The organism is Streptomyces albus subsp. chlorinus (assembly GCF_013302895.1).
Classification (GTDB): domain Bacteria; phylum Actinomycetota; class Actinomycetes; order Streptomycetales; family Streptomycetaceae; genus Streptomyces; species Streptomyces chlorinus.
In genome coordinates this window covers 6,265,171-6,280,398 of record NZ_VJOK01000001.1, presented here as the reverse complement: position 1 = coordinate 6,280,398, position 15,228 = coordinate 6,265,171, and the positions used below count along the sequence as shown (strand labels likewise).

General features: G+C 73.3%; 9 protein-coding genes. 3 read left to right on the top strand and 6 right to left on the bottom strand.

Going from position 1 to position 15,228, the window contains the following annotated elements; translation table 11 throughout:
* On the top strand, nt 1–2,281 hold a 2,281-nt coding region (locus tag FM076_RS27225; protein WP_173873526.1), incomplete at its 5' end, for a DUF3488 and transglutaminase-like domain-containing protein.
* Nucleotides 2,278–3,840 carry a serine/threonine-protein kinase gene (locus FM076_RS27220; protein ID WP_173873525.1) on the top strand — a complete coding sequence of 521 codons (1,563 nt, stop codon included), beginning with the start codon at nt 2,278–2,280 and terminating at the stop codon, nt 3,838–3,840. The genes FM076_RS27225 and FM076_RS27220, both read left to right, overlap by 4 nt.
* On the opposite strand, the gene FM076_RS27215 is transcribed toward FM076_RS27220, so the two are convergent.
* From FM076_RS27215 to FM076_RS27190, 6 genes are all read right to left on the bottom strand, one after another.
* Nucleotides 3,837–5,840, bottom strand: a complete 2,004-nt coding sequence (locus FM076_RS27215) for a hypothetical protein (RefSeq protein WP_173873524.1) — start codon at nt 5,838–5,840, stop codon at nt 3,837–3,839. The two genes, FM076_RS27220 and FM076_RS27215, sit on opposite strands and share 4 nt — an antisense overlap.
* Before the next feature lie 54 nt (nt 5,841–5,894).
* Nucleotides 5,895–6,209: a hypothetical protein gene (locus tag FM076_RS27210; RefSeq protein ID WP_173873523.1), complete on the bottom strand. Its 315-nt coding sequence runs from the start codon at nt 6,207–6,209 to the stop codon at nt 5,895–5,897.
* Nucleotides 6,210–6,338: 129 nt separating this feature from the next.
* Nucleotides 6,339–8,072 carry a hypothetical protein gene (locus FM076_RS27205; RefSeq protein WP_173873522.1) on the bottom strand — a complete coding sequence of 578 codons (1,734 nt, stop codon included), beginning with the start codon at nt 8,070–8,072 and terminating at the stop codon, nt 6,339–6,341.
* On the bottom strand, nt 8,072–8,377 hold the full coding sequence (locus FM076_RS27200) for a hypothetical protein (RefSeq protein ID WP_173873521.1): 306 nt from the start codon (nt 8,375–8,377) through the stop codon (nt 8,072–8,074). The genes FM076_RS27205 and FM076_RS27200 overlap by 1 nt, the downstream gene beginning before the upstream one ends.
* Before the next feature lie 195 nt (nt 8,378–8,572).
* Nucleotides 8,573–10,291: a hypothetical protein gene (locus tag FM076_RS27195; RefSeq protein ID WP_173873520.1), complete on the bottom strand. Its 1,719-nt coding sequence runs from the start codon at nt 10,289–10,291 to the stop codon at nt 8,573–8,575.
* Nucleotides 10,291–10,593, bottom strand: a complete 303-nt coding sequence (locus tag FM076_RS27190) for a hypothetical protein (protein WP_055498233.1) — start codon at nt 10,591–10,593, stop codon at nt 10,291–10,293. The genes FM076_RS27195 and FM076_RS27190 overlap by 1 nt, the downstream gene beginning before the upstream one ends.
* A gap of 194 nt (nt 10,594–10,787) precedes the next feature.
* Here FM076_RS27190 and FM076_RS27185 point away from each other — a divergent pair, with 194 nt between their 5' ends.
* Complete coding sequence (locus FM076_RS27185) at nt 10,788–15,161, top strand: FtsK/SpoIIIE domain-containing protein (RefSeq protein ID WP_173873519.1); 4,374 nt, start codon at nt 10,788–10,790, stop codon at nt 15,159–15,161.
* Nucleotides 15,162–15,228: the final 67 nt, after the last annotated feature.

Genomic DNA, 15,228 nt, shown 5'->3' with positions numbered 1-15,228 from the left:
ACCGCCCGCACGGCACCGGCTGGCGCCGGGGCGGCGCCTGTGGTCGCTGCTGCCGCTCGCCGGAGCGCTGGCCGCTGCCGGGCTGGGCTTCCACCGGGTCTTCCCCGCCGGGTCGTTGACGCCCGTGCTGGCGGTCGCCGTGCTGGTCCCGATGGCGCTGGCGACCGGGCTGTTCCTGGGCCAGGGCCGCCAGGGGCGGCGGCCACCGCTGTGGCCGTCGCTGGTGCTCGGTGCGGTGCTGTGGCTGGTGACGGTGTGCGCGACGCTCTTCCGTGACGCGGCGGGCGGGCTGCCCACGGGCCCGGCCGTCGCCGAGGTGTGGTCGGCACTGCTGGACTCGCCGCACGCGGTCCTCACCACGATCCTGCCCGCGCCCACCGGCCCGGACTTCCTGGTGCTGCCGCACGCGGTGGTGTGGCTGGCCTCGCTGGCGGCCACGGAGCTGGCGCTGCGGACCCGCGCACCCCTGCTGCCCGCGGTGCCGCCGGTGCTGGCGCTCGGTTTCCCGCTGGTGCTGGGCGTGGACGGGCCCGGCTCCAACCTCCCGCCCGCGGCAGGGCTGGTGGCGTGCGCGGCGCTGCTGGTGCTGCTGCGGTCGCGGGCGCCGGCGCGTGGCGCGGTGCGGATGCTGAGCACCGGCCTGCCGCTCGTCGCGGTGCTCGCGCTGGCCGCCACGCTGCTGGGGCCGCGGCTGCCGGGGCTGTCCACGAGCGAGCCGTACGACCCGCGGCAGGATGTGCGTCCGCCGACGGTGCACCCGCAGTCGACCAGTCCGCTCGACCAGGTGGCCGCCTGGCTCCAGCACCCGCAGACGCGGCTGTTCACCGCGCGGACGAGCGCGGCGCAGAACTGGCGGCTGGCGGTGCTGGACCGCTACGACGGGGTGAAGTGGACCTCCAGCGCCGAACTGGCCCGTTCCGGTGGCCGCGTCCCCCCGCAGCGCGGCGCGGACCCGGGCCGGCACAAGAGGGTGGAGCAGCACGTCACCCTGCAGAACCTGCCGGGCATCTGGCTGCCCGCCGCCGACCGGCCCACGTCGGTGGAGGTCACCGGGAAGAAGGGCGGGGGCGGCGCCGAGGACGGGCGGCAGCTCGCCGTCGACCCCGCCAGCGGCGTCCTGGCCCTCGGCAAGGGCGGCGCCACCGGCACCCGGACCAACCGCGGGCTGTCGTACACCGCTGTCTCCCAGGCGCCGGTGTACGAGGCCAAGCGCCTCCAGTACGCGGCCGTGCCGGACGGAACGGCCTACACCTCACTGCCCCGTACCGACGCGGCGGGCAAGCCGGTCAAGGCGGTGGAGACGTTCTCGAAGGTGGCGGCCACCGCCACGGCGGGCAGCAGCTACCCCTACCAGCAGGCGTACAAGCTGGCCGCCTATCTGCGCGAGCACTACCGGTTCGACCCCAAGTCGGTGCCGGGGCACGCCTACCGGAACCTGGAGTTCTTCCTGACGACGGGCAAGCACGGCACCTCCGAGCAGTTCGCCGCCGCGTTCGCCGTGATGGCACGCACGCTGGGGCTGCCCACCAGGGTGGCGGTCGGGTTCCGCGCGGACGGCGCCCACAGGGCGGGTCCCGTCCAGGTGACCGGTCAGGACGCGCTGGCCTGGCCGGAGGTGCGGTTCAAGGGCATCGGATGGGTGCCGTTCTATCCGACACCGGGCCAGGAGTCGAAGGACGGCTCGTCCGTACCGCCTGCCGGGCAGCCCAAGGAGCGCGAGAAGGCCGACCGTGACATAGCGCAGAAGCCTCGTCCGTCGGTGCCGCCGCGGCAGCGGAACGACGCCGAGGGCCGCGAGGGGCAGGGGACGGCGTCCGACGGCGGACTGCCGGTGTGGGCGTACCCGCCGCTGGGGGTGGCGGTGCTGGTGGTGGCTTACTGCGGTTACGCGCTGTGGGCCCCCTGCCGCACCCGGCGCCGGCGCCGCGGGGCCCGGGATCCGGGGCAGCGGGTGCTGGGCGCGTGGCAGCAGATCGTCGACCGGCTGACCGAGGTCGGGCTGCCCGCCACGGCGGCGCACACGGCCACGGAGGTGGCGGCCTTCGGTATCGAGCGGATCGGAGGCCGGGGCAGTGAGCAACTGCCCGCGCTGGCCCGGCTGGTGAACGAGGTGGGCTACGGGGGCCGGGTGCCGGACGAGGCGGCGGCCGACGCCGCCTGGCGGCACTGCGACGCCGTCGAGGAGATCGTCACGCGCACGGTGCCGCGGCGCGAACGGATCAGACGCACGCTGCGTCCCCGCACGGTGATACGTCACAGCCGATCAGGAGCACTCCTTTGAACGCCACTCCGAGCTGGGGCCCCGCCGGAGCGGCGGACGCCGCCAAGACGGCGGGTGCGGATCCCGCGCCCTCTGCGGCCCCGCCCCCCGTACCCGCGCCTCCGGCGGCCCCGCCCACCGCACCCGTCCCCGCGCTGCCCGACGGCTACGGTGCCCAGCGGGTCGTGGCCGCGGACGGTCGCGGCACGGTCGTGCTGTGCCGCCAGGCGGCTGGCGGCCGGGAGGTGTCCGTCAGGGTGCTGGCGCAGACCGTGGACGACGCCGCGCGCCGCCTGGCCGCGCACTCCGAGCTGCTGGCGGCCGGTGCCGCGGCCCGGCATCCGTGTGCCGTCACGGTCATGGACGCCGGGTTCACCGCCGCGGGGCAGCCGTATGTGGTGGAGGAGTTCTGCCCGGGGGGCTCGGCCCAGGACAGGCTGGACGCCTCCGGCCCGCTCCCCGTCGAGGACGTGCTGGTCGTCGGCGTGCGGCTGGCTCTCGCGCTGCACTCCTCGCACCGCCGGGGGGTCCTGCACCTGGATGTGCGCCCCGCGAACGTCCTGTACGACGCGCGGGGCGAGGCACTGCTGGCCGGGCACGCTCTCGGGCGGGTGCTCCAGCGCGCCGTCCCGTCGGTGGGTGCCGTCTTCGATCCGGCCTACGCGGCGCGGGAGATGTTCGGCTGGGAGGCCCCCGGTCCGGCCGCCGACGTGTACGCGCTGGGTGCGACGCTGTACGCGCTGCTGGCGGGCGAGTCCCCGCACGCGGGGCCGGCGCGGGAAGGCCGGTCCGCCGTGTACGAGGCGGCCCTGACCGGCGGGCTGCCGAGACCGTCGCGCGGTGACGTTCCCGAGCCGCTGTACGCGCTGCTGTACCGGATGACGGCCCCCCACGCGGAGGGGCGGCCGCCGCTGACGGAGGTGCACGGCGTCCTGCGGTCGCTGCTGCCGCTCTCCTGTGCCGCGCGGGTTCCGGATCTGCAGCCGGAGGCCGAACCCGCGACGCCGCTACCGGGCTGGAACCCGGCCGACGACGCGCTGACCGAGCCGCCGCCGGAGGTGGACGACGACCCGGACTCGGCCGAGGCGCTCGCGCGCCGCCGCCGCACCCGCAACCGGGTGCTCGCCGCGTGCGGCGCGCTGCTGCTGGTGGCCGGTGCGGGGGTGGCGCTGTTCCTGGTGCGCGCGGCGAACGAGGAGGAGCCCGCCGCCAAGGACCGCCCCGCGCAGAAGACCCCCAGGTCGGCGCACCCGCTGCCCAAGGGCCAGGTGCCCGACTTCCAGGCGCAGGAGGTGAAGGTGACCCGCGTCGGGCAGCAGGTGCAGGTCGTCTGGGACGCGCCGAAGAAGCCGCAGCCGGTCTACGGCTACGCGATCACGGCGCAGTCCCCCGACGGGGAGACGGTGAAGGTGAAGAACACCAACGCCGACGAGCCGAGCGTCGTCTTCTCCTCGCCTCCGGTGAAGCCCGGCTCGTGCTATGTGGTCACCTCGCTGGTGCAGACCGCCGACGGCAGCGTGGGGCTGGCGTCCGCCGAGGCGGTCTGCGACCGTGGCGAGTCGCGGGCTCCGGCAGGCTAGTTGGCCGGGGCCTCGGGCGCGGTGACGGCGCCGGTGATGCGGCCCCGCTCCGCGGCGTCGTCGATCTTGTTGTCGAACCGGTCGCCGTCCTGGCCGGCGGTGGAGTCCGCCCAGTCGGTCAGGGCCTTGAGCTTCTGCTGGAAGACCGCGTTGGGGTCCCTGCCGCCCGCTTCCCGGACCGCCTCCTGCTGGAGCTGCTCGAACGACTTGACGCTGCCGTCCGCGTTGAGGACCTCCTTCGGGGGCGGCGGCTGCACGGGGTAGCCGGACTCGTAGAGGTACTGCGTCATCCGGAACCGCTGCATGCGGTCGTAGCTCTGGAACGCCTGGATCGCCTGCTGCTCCTGCGAGCCGTCCCCCTCCGCCCACTTGCCGAGGTTCTTGCCGATGGGGAACTGCTTGGTCAGCTTCCAGCCGTAGTTGAGCAGCTGGTTGGTGAGGGTCATCTCGCCCAGTCCGAAGGTGACCACGTCCTTGAGGCCGGTGCGCCACGCCTTCGACTGCGCGTCCATGTCCTTCCCGGCGGCGACCTCCGCCCGGTACTCGGCCCCGGCCAGTTTGCCGAACACCGAGGCGGCCCGGGACATCTGCTGCGGGTCCGCCTTCCCGGCCCGCACCGCGTCGGCGTCCGTCTTGGCGGCGGCCCGGATGACCTGCTCCCGGAAGAGGCCCGCGGCGGTGTCGAACGCGTCCGTGGCGGGCTGGCTGCCGGCGAAGGTCGTCATGAACCTGTCGGTGTCCTGCGGGCTCAGGTAGAAGGACGGGGTGACGCCGGGGATGTCGGTCCAGTTGGGCGGCTTGTTCATGCCGGACTGGCGGTAGGGCGCGTCGTCGTCCCGCGCGCCGGTCGTCAGCTCGTGGAGGTAGGAGGCTCCCAGGTTCGCCATGGAGCCCTTCATCGACCAGGGGACGTCCTTGCCCTTGCCGCCCATGTACGTCATGGCCAGCAGGGCGAACTGGGCCGACGGCGCGCTGTGCTGACCGGGCTGTTCGAAGCCGACGCCCGATCCCGCCTCGATGGCCCGGCCCAGCCCGGCGGCGACGTCGTCACCCGATCCGTAGCTCTTGGCGTAGCCGAGGAACACGTCGAACGTCTTGCGGTAGTCGCCCGCGTTCATCCCGCCGAGGACGTCCCGTGCCGCCACGGGGTCCTTGCCCAGCAGGTTGAGCGCGAGAGCGAGGTTGTCCTCGGACAGTCCGTAGGCGGGGGCCGTGGACATGCCGCCGCGCCAGTCCGTGCCGCTCTTGGGGTCCTTGGCGAACTGGTCCAGCGCGAGGTTCTTCGCGGCGGTCTTGAGGAACTCGGTGGGAAAGTTCCCGTACTGCATCAGCGCGAGCCTGCCCCAGTTGTCCCCCGGGTTCTCGGAGTGCCTGAGCATGGTCTGTTCGACCTGCTCGAAACCGGGTGTGGCCAGGTACTGCGCGCTGGTGGCCGTGCCCAGGGCCCGGCTGAAGGTCTGGAGGTCCTCCTTGGCGGTGCCGCTTCCCGACTGCTGCATGAACAGCGGCAGCGTCGTCAGCCTGTTGGGCCCCAGGCGTGCGAAGAAGGCGGCCAGCAGCTCGGGGTCGTCCTTGTAGCGGGCGAGCTCACCGGCGATGCGGTGGATCTCCGTCGCCCCCGCCTCATTGGTGTGGTCGACCTTGTTGAGCTGGTCGGCCAGCTGCTGTCCGATGCGCTGTGCCTCCTGGAGGGACAGGAAGTTGTCCGGCACCTGGACCAGCTTGTGGCCGGGTTGCGAGCCGTTGCGCTCGATGGCCAGTGCCAGGTCGAAGCGGCGTTTGAGGGAGGGGAGCTGCTGTTCGACCCACTTCCCGACGCCCACCAGGCGGGTGAGCCCGCCCGTGTCCACGCCGAGCCGGGAGAACTCCCCGTTCCAGCCGTTCGCACTCGTGAGGACGTGCGCGGCGCCCGCCAAGGAATCGATCATGCCCTTGAGCCGCCCGGGATCGATACCGCTGAAGGTGCCCGGCCCCGGCCCGCCTGCCGGTGGAGTACTCATCGTCGTCTCCCCCTCGTACGACCTGCTCGGAACCCGTCCGTCACCGCCGGTGCGTCACTGCGCCCGGCGGTAGGCCTGCGCCCGGCTGAGCGGCACCTGCTCCGGAGTCTTCTTGAGCACCGCGTCCACCGCCTCCACGATCTCGGTGGCCAGCCGGTGCACCTCGCCCTTGCGTCCCTCGACCTCGGACGCGAACGCCGTGGCGACCGGCCCCTCCCACACTCCTCCCCCGCCCATGTCCTGGGCGGCGCGGTCGAGTTGGGTGGCGAGGTGGTTCTGCTGGGAGGCCACGCTCTGCCGCAGCCGCACCAGGTCCGCGTGCAGCGGGTTGCCCACCAACTGCTTGCCGTCGTCCCCGTGGTCGCCCATGCTCCCCCGTTCTCCCTTCGCGTCGTGCCGGTCCTGCCGGAACTCCTCGGATTCTAGGACGCAGCACCCTCGCCGGGGCCGCTGTTCGGCCACCGGTCACCCGTCACGGAACCGCCGTGCGGCCTGCCGTCACGGCAGGGGTACGAAGCGGCGCTCGCCCGTCTGCGGATCGGGCGCGCCCAGATACCGCTGCCCGGTGACGTGTTCCTCCTTGTTGCCGCCCGCGGCCTCGAAGCCGAAGGTGATGCCCTCCAGTTTGAGGGTGGCGCCCAGCTTGAGGTCGGTGGTGGTGCCCGCGTACTGGACGTCGGTGACCCGTCCACGGCTGTGGGCCAGCCTGGTGAAGGCGTCCGCGTCCGGCGGCGGCGCGCCGGTCGGGATCATCGGGGTGGTGAGCGCGGCGCCGCCCGGCCCGGCCAGGCCGGTCGGTCTCGCCAGCCACTGCCGGGCGGCTGCCTGCTCCTGGGCGGAGGCACCGATCGGCACGTTGAGGCTGACGACGTGCGTGCTCGTCCCACCCTTCTTGTACGACCCGGACACGACCTTGGCGTCCTCGTCGAAGGCCAGTCCCAGCTTGTCCTCCACCGACTGGATCACGTTGATGGAGACGATGTTGGTGTTCGGGTCCGGGTTGTTCTTGTCCCGGGTGACCTGCACGGATCCGGCGGTGACGGCGGTGCCCTCGAACTTGCCCTTCCCCTGGGCGAGGGCTCCTGTGTTCTCGACCGTGAAGTCGTAGCTGGTCGTCACCGTCGGGCGCTTGGGGTCCACGGTGCTGGTGATGGTGGAGACGTCGCTGTTGAACTTGACGCCGTTGGTGAAGGAGCCCAGGCCCAGCTCGAACTGGGCTTCCGTGCCCAGCTTCCCCATCTTGATCGCCGGCTCGCCGATCCGGTCGAGGATCTTGTCCAGCTCCATGGTGGCCACGCCCATGGGGTTCATATCGGGCGCCATCTCCTGCTGCCGCAGCAGGAAGGCCTGGTGGATGTCCTGCTGGAGCCGGTCGGCCGCCGCCTTGTCCTTGAACACCCAGGTGTCGCCGACCTCCAGCTTGACCTGGCCGCTGAGGGTCAGCTTCGTGTCGTCGTCGCCCTCCTTCAGCTTCACCCCGGCCTGCGCGTTGTTGATCATCGTGACGCGGTAGGTGCCGTCGCTCATCTGCTCGGTGCGGAAGGCGAAGCCCTCGCCGATCTCGAAGAAGCCGAGGGTCAGTTTGACGCTGCCCTTGGTCTCCTCGCCGGAGGTCTTGTACGGCACCACCTTGAAGTAGGCCAGCTGCTTGGCCTGGTCCACCACGTCCTGCGGCAGCCCCCGGAGGGTCTGGAGCACGTCGGGCTTCAGGTAGAGGTACTGGTCGCGCTGGGCCGGGGTGAGGCCGTCCCACCACTTCCTGACGTCGGCCTCCGCGGCGTTCGGCTGCGGCACGGCGTTCAGGTCCACAAGGGTGTCGAGCTGCGCGGCCCCGTCGAGCAGCGCCGAGAGGGGGGTGGCCTTGACGATCTGCTCCAGCCGGTCGCACCGGGTCCGCATGTCGGCCGCCGCCTGGCGCAGGTTCGGATCCAGGGAGGCGGGCATCGGCCCCTTGGCCAGCCCGCCGGCCGCCCACGGGAACAGCGCGGCCAGTTCGCTGGGCGAGGAGGTGACCGTCGGCAGGGGCAACGGTACGCCGGCCGGGACGGCCTCCCGTACCACCGGCTCCAGTTCGGGACTGCTGCTCACCGGCTTCGGGTTCATGTCGCCGGCGGCCGCCTGGAGGAGCTGCGCCAGCCGCCGGTGCAGCGGCACCATCGCGCCGGCCGCCGAGTCCAGCTGGCCCGCCAGTTCCCGCACCCGTGCGGGGTCGAGCCCGCGGAACTGCCCCATCACTTCCCTCCGCTCCGGGCCGCCGCGGCGGCCTCCTGGTCCAGCAGATCGGCCTCGCTCTCCCAGGTGCGGGCACTGGTCTGCAAGCCCTGGGCCATACCTTCGAGCGAGCCCTTGTAGCCGCGCAGCGCTCCCGTGACGCGTTCGGCGTACGGGCCGGACCACACGCCCTCGGCCGTCGCCTTGGCCACCGTGGAGTCCAGTGCCGTTCCCAGCGAGCCCGCCAGGCTGCGGGCCTGCGCCGCGTGATCGCGCAGCCGCTGGGCACGGGCCTTCGCCTGCTCCGGCGTCTCCCCCGGTTTCATCGCTCCCATGATCCCCCGATTCATGTTCCCGCCGGCCCCGGACGACCGGGGCCCCTTCCGATCCTAGTCGGCTTCTTCGCAGCTCAGGCGTTCTGTTGCACGACTGCTACGGCGGGGCGGCCGGGAGAGGGGCGGGCAGGCGAGCGCGGCGGGCGGGTTCCTGTGGCGGTCCGCCCGCCGCCGGCGGGGCCGGTGTCAGCCGAGGGGGACGAAAGCGCGCCTGCCGGTCTTCGGATCCGGCGCGCCCAGGTACTGCTGACCGACCACATGGTCGCCCTTCTCCGCCGCCGTGGCCTCGAAGCCGAAGGGGATGCCCTCGACGGTGAACTTCCCGCCCAGCTTCAGCTCGGACGCCTTCCCCCGGTAGGACACGGCGCTGACCTGCCCGCGGTCGTGCGCCAGCCGGGAGATGAGGTCCGCATCCGGAGCGGGTGGCCTGTCCGGGACGACGGGACTGGCCAGGGCCGCGGGTGCCGGCGCGTTCAGCCACTTGCGGGCGGCGGCCTGTTCCGCCGGGTCCGCGCCGATGGGCACGTTCACCGTCACCACGTGGGTGTGGCTGCGCCCTTCCCGGTACGAGCCGGAGACGCCCACCTGCTTGCCCCCGAGTTCGCCGCCGAACGTGCCGCCGAGCTTGCCCTCCACCGTCTGGATGAGCCGGACGGTGGTGATGTTGGTGTTGGGGTCCGGGTTGTTCTTGTCGCGGACCACCTGGATCGTGCCGCCCACGACGGTGCCGAAGTCGGCCTTGACCACGTTGCCCCTGGTGAGCGAGGGCTCCACCGTGAAGTCCCTGCTCTGGGTGACGGAGGGCCGCCGGGGGTCGATCGTGCTGGTGATGGTGGAGAAGTTGGCGCCGAACTTGATCCCCGGGGTGACGCTCCCGACCCCGATCGCCCCGCTCGCCTCGCCGCCGGCCGTCTTGACCTTCAGTTGGGGATCGGGCAGCCGCTCCATGAGCTTCCCGTACTGCCGCGCGGCGTAGATCCGGGCGCCGTCGGACATACCGTGGGACAGCTGCGTGCGCCACATCAGCAGCTCTTTGAGGTCCGCTTGCAGCTTTTCCGCCTCGGCCTTGTTCGGGAACACCCAGGTGTCCCCGAACTCGTATTTGAAGGCGGCGCTCACCGGTGCCCCGTCGGCCTTCAGTCCCGCCTGGCCGTTGTTGATCAGGGTGACGCGGTAGGAGCCGTCGCTGATCTGCTCGGTGCGGAAGGCGAAGCCGTCTCCGAGTTCCACGATGCCGAGCGTGAACTTGGTGGAGCCTCCGCTCTCATGGCTGGCGATCTTGTAGGGCACCACCTTGAAGTAGGCGAGCCGGGTGGCCTGTCGCAGCACGTCGGCGGGGAGCCCCTTGAGGGTCTCCAGCGCCTCCGGTTTCAGGTACAGGTACTGCTCGCGCTGCGCGGGCGTCAGACCGGCCCACCACGCGGCGGTCTTCTCCGGGCCGTCGGTCGGCTTGGGCACACCGTTGAGGTCGACCGGTTCGGTGGCGAACAGGGCGCCGGCGTCCAGCTCGACGGAGGGCGGAGCCGCCTTGCGGACCTGTTCCAGGCGGTCGCAGCGGGAGCGGATGTCGGTCGCCGTCTGCCGCAGGAACGGATCGACGGAGCCGGGCAGCGGCCCGCCGGCGAGCGCCTCGGCCTGCGTCCTGGGCCCGGGAAGGTAGCCCGTCGGGATGCCGTACACCCTGGAGATCGGGATCGCGCCCGTGGCCATCGGCACCCCCGGCCGGTCGACCACCGGCTGGAGCTGAGGATTGGTGGTCACCTGCTGCGGCGCCACATCGGCCGCCGCGTCCTGGAGGAGCTGCGACAGCTGGCTGTGCATCGGCACCACGGAGCCGGCCACCGACTCCAGATGTCCCGCCAGGTCCCGTACCCGTGCCGGATCGAACCCCTGGAAGCCGCCCATCAGTTGCCTCCCGCGGGTGCCGCGGCGGCCTCTGTCTCGAGTTGCTCGGCCTGCTGGTCCCAGCTCGTGGCGGTGGCCCTCAGCCCGTTCGCCAGCCCCTCCAGGGCACGCTGCTTCTCGCGCAGCTGCCCGGTGACGCGCTCCGCGTAGGGGCCGTACCACACGCCGTCGGCGGTCGCCTTGGACACCCCCGTGTCCAGTGCGGAGCCCAGCGAGCCGGCCAGCCCGCGGGCCCGCGCGGCGTGCTGCCGCAGCCGCTGGGCCCTCGCCTGCGCCTGCTGGGGCGTCTCTCCCGGTCTCATCGCTCCCACGTTCCCCCCTCGGTCCGCAGCCGTCGCCCGTAAGCGGGACGATGCGATCCTAGGACGAACTGCCGTTCCGTCAGTGTCCTGTTGCATGATTGCTACGCGGCGCGGAGCGCATCAGTGCAGTGGCCGACGAGTCTGGAACGCGGACACGACGCGGAACGGACACCGGCCGACCCGGGGGAGCTCATATGGAACTGCGGCTTACCGCCGTCGACGCCGTCGGCGGGCGACGGGCCGACCTGCTCGTGGACACGGAACCGGACGCTGCCGTCGGCACCGTCGCGGAGGAGATCGCACGCCGGCTGGGCAGCCCGTCCACGTCCCTGCACGTGGGCGGCTACCCGCTCGATCCCGAGGTGCCGGTGGCCGACTCGCCCGTACGGGACGGGGCGACGGTCTCGGTGGGGGCGCCCGGCGCCTGTCCCGTGCCCGAGGCGCAGGGCACCGTGGAGGTACGGGTCGTGGGCGGGCCCGACGCCGGGCGCGTGTACCGGCTGGGCCCGGGCGTGGCCGTGGTCGGCAGCGGGCCGGAGGCGTGGGTGCGGCCGGCCGACAGCAGTCTGCCCAGCTCCGCGTACGAGATCGACGTGGCGGTGGACGGCACCGTGACCGTCGGCCCGTCCTTCGGCAGCGGCGTCACCATGGACGGCCGGCCGGTGGAGGGCCCCACCGCGTGGCGGCGCCGCAGCGTGGTCGCCGCCGGGCACTCGCTGTTCGAGCTGCGCGAGCCCTCCTTCCCCGATGCCGCGCTCAAGCCCTCCCAGGACGGCACCGGGCTGGACTACAACCGGCCCCCGCGGATCAAACCGTCGGCGCGCAAGACCCAGTTCCAGCTGCCGCCCAGGCCCAAGCCGTCGGAGAACCGGCCGATGCCGTGGGCCGTGGCGCTGGCCCCGATGCTGGCCGCCGTCGCCCTGGTGATGCTGCTGGGCAGCGCCCTCTACCTGATCATGGCGGTGCTCACCCCCGTCACGCTCGTCGCCAACCACCTCTACGACCGCCGGTACGGCCGCAAGTCGCACCGCCGCAAACGCCGCGAGTACGAGCAGCACAAGGTCTCGATCGAGTACCAGGCGCGCAAGGCGATGGCCGAGGAGACGGCCGCGCGCCGGCTGGCCTGCCCCGATCCGGCGGAGCTGCACCTCGTGGCGGGCGGGCCGGGCCAGCGCCTGTGGGAGCGGCGGCTGGAGGACGAGGACTTCGGTGTGCTGCGGGTCGGCACCGGGGCGCTGCCCTCCGAGGTCGAGGTGAGCGACCCCAACCAGCAGGAACACCGCCGCTCCGAGCCGCGCATGCTCTCCGACGTACCGGTCCCGGTCCCCATGCGGCGGCACGGCATCCTCGGCGTCGCCGGCCGCGGCGAGCTGCCCCGCGCGATCGGGCGCTGGCTGCTGGCGCAGGCGGCCGTGCTGCACAGTCCCGCTGACCTCTCCGTCTGCGTGCTGACCGACCCCTCGGGCCGCGACAGCTGGGAGTGGGTGCGGTGGCTGCCGCACGCCCGTGGCCGGGAGGGGCAGAGCGCGGTGGCGCTGCTGGGCACCGACACCGAGAGCGTGGCCCGCCGCATCAGCGAGCTGCTGGCGCTGCTGGGCGCGCGCCAGGAGGCGGCCGGTGAGCGGCAGCAGGGCGAGGACAGTGTGTGGCGTGGGCCCTGCGTGCTCGTCGTCCTCGACGGTTCGCGCAGGCTGCGCGCCCTGCCCGGCCTCACGCAACTGCTGCGCGAGGGGCCGCGCTTCGGCATCCAGCTGATCTGCCTGGACGCCGACCGGGGGCTGCTGCCCGAGGAGTGCCGGGCGCTGGTGGAGGAGGACCACTTCGGGCTGTTGCAGGTCTCGCAGTTCGGCGAGGTCCCGGTGCAGTCGGTGCGCCCCGACTGCGTGCCGGCCGCCTGGTGCGAGACGGTGGCCCGGGCCATGGCGCCGGTCCGCGACGTGAGCGAGAAGGAGTCGGGCGCCCTGCCGGACTCCTGCCGGCTGCTGGACCTGCTGGGGATGGAGCCGCCGTCCGCCGACCAGGTCGCGGCGCGCTGGGCCACGGGGGGCCGTTCGACGTCCGCGGTGGTCGGCGTCTCCTTCGACGGCCCGTTCACCCTCGACCTGGTGCGGGACGGACCGCACGGGCTGGTCGCGGGCACCACCGGGTCCGGCAAGTCGGAGCTGCTGCAGACGCTGGTGGCCTCCCTCGCGGTGGCCAACAGGCCGGACGCGATGAACTTCGTGCTGATCGACTACAAGGGCGGCGCCGCCTTCAAGGGCTGCGAGCAGTTGCCGCACACCGTCGGCATGGTGACCGACCTCGACGCCCACCTGGTGAAGCGGGCGCTGGTCTCGCTCGACGCCGAGGTCCGCCGCCGCGAGCGGATCCTGGAGCCGGTCGGCGCCAAGGACATCGAAGCCTACGAGCTGGCCACCCGCCGCGACCCGTCGCTGGCGCCGCTGCCCCGGCTGCTGATCGTCGTCGACGAGTTCGCCTCCATGGCCCGGGAGTTGCCGGACTTCGTCACCGGCCTGGTCAACATCGCCCAGCGGGGCCGCTCCCTGGGCGTCCATCTGATCCTGGCCACGCAGCGGCCCAGTGGTGTGGTCTCGCCGGAGATCCGTGCCAACACCAACCTGCGGATCGCGCTGCGGGTGACCGACAACGCCGAGAGCCAGGACGTGATCGACGCGCCGGACTCGGCCTACATCGCCAAGAGCACCCCGGGGCGCGCCCTGGTGCGGCTGGGCGCCTCGTCGCTGCTGCCGTTCCAGTCGGGGCGCGTCGGGGGACGGCGGCCGCAGTCGTCCACGGCCGACGTCCCGCGGCCGTGGGCCGTGCCGGTGGAGTGGGCGGACCTGGGCCGCCCCGCGCCCGAACGCCCCAAGCCGCCGGGGCACGAGGACGACGACCCGCTGACCGATCTGGCGCTGCTGGTCGAGGCCGTGGACGAGTGCGCCTCCGCCCTGAAGCTGCCCGCGCCCTACCGGCCGTGGCTGGAGCCGCTGTCGGACCTGGTGACGGTCGCCGGCCTGCCGCGTCCCGCCTCCGTGCGCCCGGACGACGTGCCGCCGGCCGTGTTCGGCGTCACCGACGTACCGGCCCGCCAGGCACGCGAGCCGCTGACCCTCGATCTGGTGGACGGCGACCATCTGCTGCTCGTCGGCGGGCCCCGCTCGGGCCGCTCGACGGCCCTGCGCACCATCGCCGCCTCCCTCGCCGACATCGCCTCCCCCGGTGACGTCCACCTCTACGGCGTGGACTGCGGCTCGAACGCGCTGGTGCCGCTGTCCGTGCTCCCCCACTGCGGGGCCGTCGTCACCCGGGACCAGACCGACCGGCTCACCCGGCTGCTGGCCAGGCTCCAGGCGGAGATCTCGCGCCGTCAGCAGCTCCTGGCGCGGGCGGGCGCCTCCCACGTCGCCGAGCAGCGGGCCTCGGCCGCCTCCCCCGAGGAGCGGCTGCCGTGGATGGTGCTGCTGCTGGACGGCTGGGAGAGCTACACCGCCACCTTCGAGTCGTACGACTACGGCAAGCTCATCGACGCCATGACGCAGCTGTTCCGGGAGGGGCCCTCCGTCGGTCTGCGGGTGGTGATGACGGCCGGGCGCGGGGGCCTGTCGGGCACCGTCTCCTCGTCCTTCGGCGACCGGCTCGTCCTGCGGCTGGCCGACCCCAACGACTACACCACAGCCGGTATGACCGCCCGCGAGGTGCCCTCCCACCTTCCGCCCGGCCGCGCCCTGCGGCCGAGCGACGACGGGGTGCTGGAGAGCCAGATCGCCCTGCTGGACGCCGACCCCTCCGGCCAGGCGCAGGTGGCCGCCATCCGCCGTATCGCGGAGCGGTCCGCCGCGGCGCACGGCCGTCCCGCCCGCCCGCTGCGCCCGATGCGGGTGGACGCGCTGCCGGTCCGCGCCACCAGCCGCGAAGCGCTCGCCCTGGACCCGGAGTTCGTCCCGCCGTCCCCGCTGTGGACGCTGGTGGGCGTGGGCGGGGACGAACTCGCCCCGGTCGGCGCGGACCTGGCGCAGCACGGCCCCGGCTTCGTCATCGCCGGCCCGCCCAAGTCGGGCCGCTCCACCTCGGTGTGCGCGGCGGCGCGGTCGCTGCTGCGCGCGGGTGTGCCGCTTGTCGTCGTCACGCCCAAGCGGTCACCGCTGCGCGACCTGGAGGCGGAACCGGGGGTGCTGGGCGGTATCCAGGAGACGGCGGACGCCGCGCGGCTCCAGGAGCTGCTGGAGCAGGCCGCGGGCGGGCGGTACGCGGTGGTCGTGGACGACGCCGAGCTGGTGTACGACACCCCGCTGGACTCCGTGCTGGAAGGCGTGGTGCGCAGCGGGGTGGACGGCGGCCACGGGCTGGTGGCGGCCGGCACGACCGACTCCCTGACGTCGCAGTACCGCGGCTTCGTCAAGGAGGCCCGCCGGGCGCGCAGTGGCCTGCTGCTGGCGCTGCAGGGGAACAACGAGGGCGAGCTGTTCAACATCCGCCTCCCGCGCACGTCGCCCTCCGGTGTGGCGGGACGCGGGCTGCTGGTGCTCAACGGGTCGATGATGCCCGTGCAGGCGGTGACGGACGAGTGACCGGCCCGGCCGGCCCCGCACGCGGGGCCGGCGCCGCGCGGGCACGACGAACGGCGGGCCGCAGCCG

What these genes read in the sequence shown, in the direction of transcription:
- FM076_RS27215 (WP_173873524.1), bottom strand. Translation starts at nt 5,840, where the DNA reads ATGAGTACTCCACCGGCAGGCGGGCCGGGGCCGGGCACCTTCAGCGGT.
- FM076_RS27210 (WP_173873523.1), bottom strand. Translation starts at nt 6,209, where the DNA reads ATGGGCGACCACGGGGACGACGGCAAGCAGTTGGTGGGCAACCCGCTG.
- FM076_RS27205 (WP_173873522.1), bottom strand. Translation starts at nt 8,072, where the DNA reads ATGGGGCAGTTCCGCGGGCTCGACCCCGCACGGGTGCGGGAACTGGCG.
- FM076_RS27200 (WP_173873521.1), bottom strand. Translation starts at nt 8,377, where the DNA reads ATGAAACCGGGGGAGACGCCGGAGCAGGCGAAGGCCCGTGCCCAGCGG.
- FM076_RS27195 (WP_173873520.1), bottom strand. Translation starts at nt 10,291, where the DNA reads ATGGGCGGCTTCCAGGGGTTCGATCCGGCACGGGTACGGGACCTGGCG.
- FM076_RS27190 (WP_055498233.1), bottom strand. Translation starts at nt 10,593, where the DNA reads ATGAGACCGGGAGAGACGCCCCAGCAGGCGCAGGCGAGGGCCCAGCGG.
- FM076_RS27185 (WP_173873519.1), top strand. Translation starts at nt 10,788, where the DNA reads ATGGAACTGCGGCTTACCGCCGTCGACGCCGTCGGCGGGCGACGGGCC.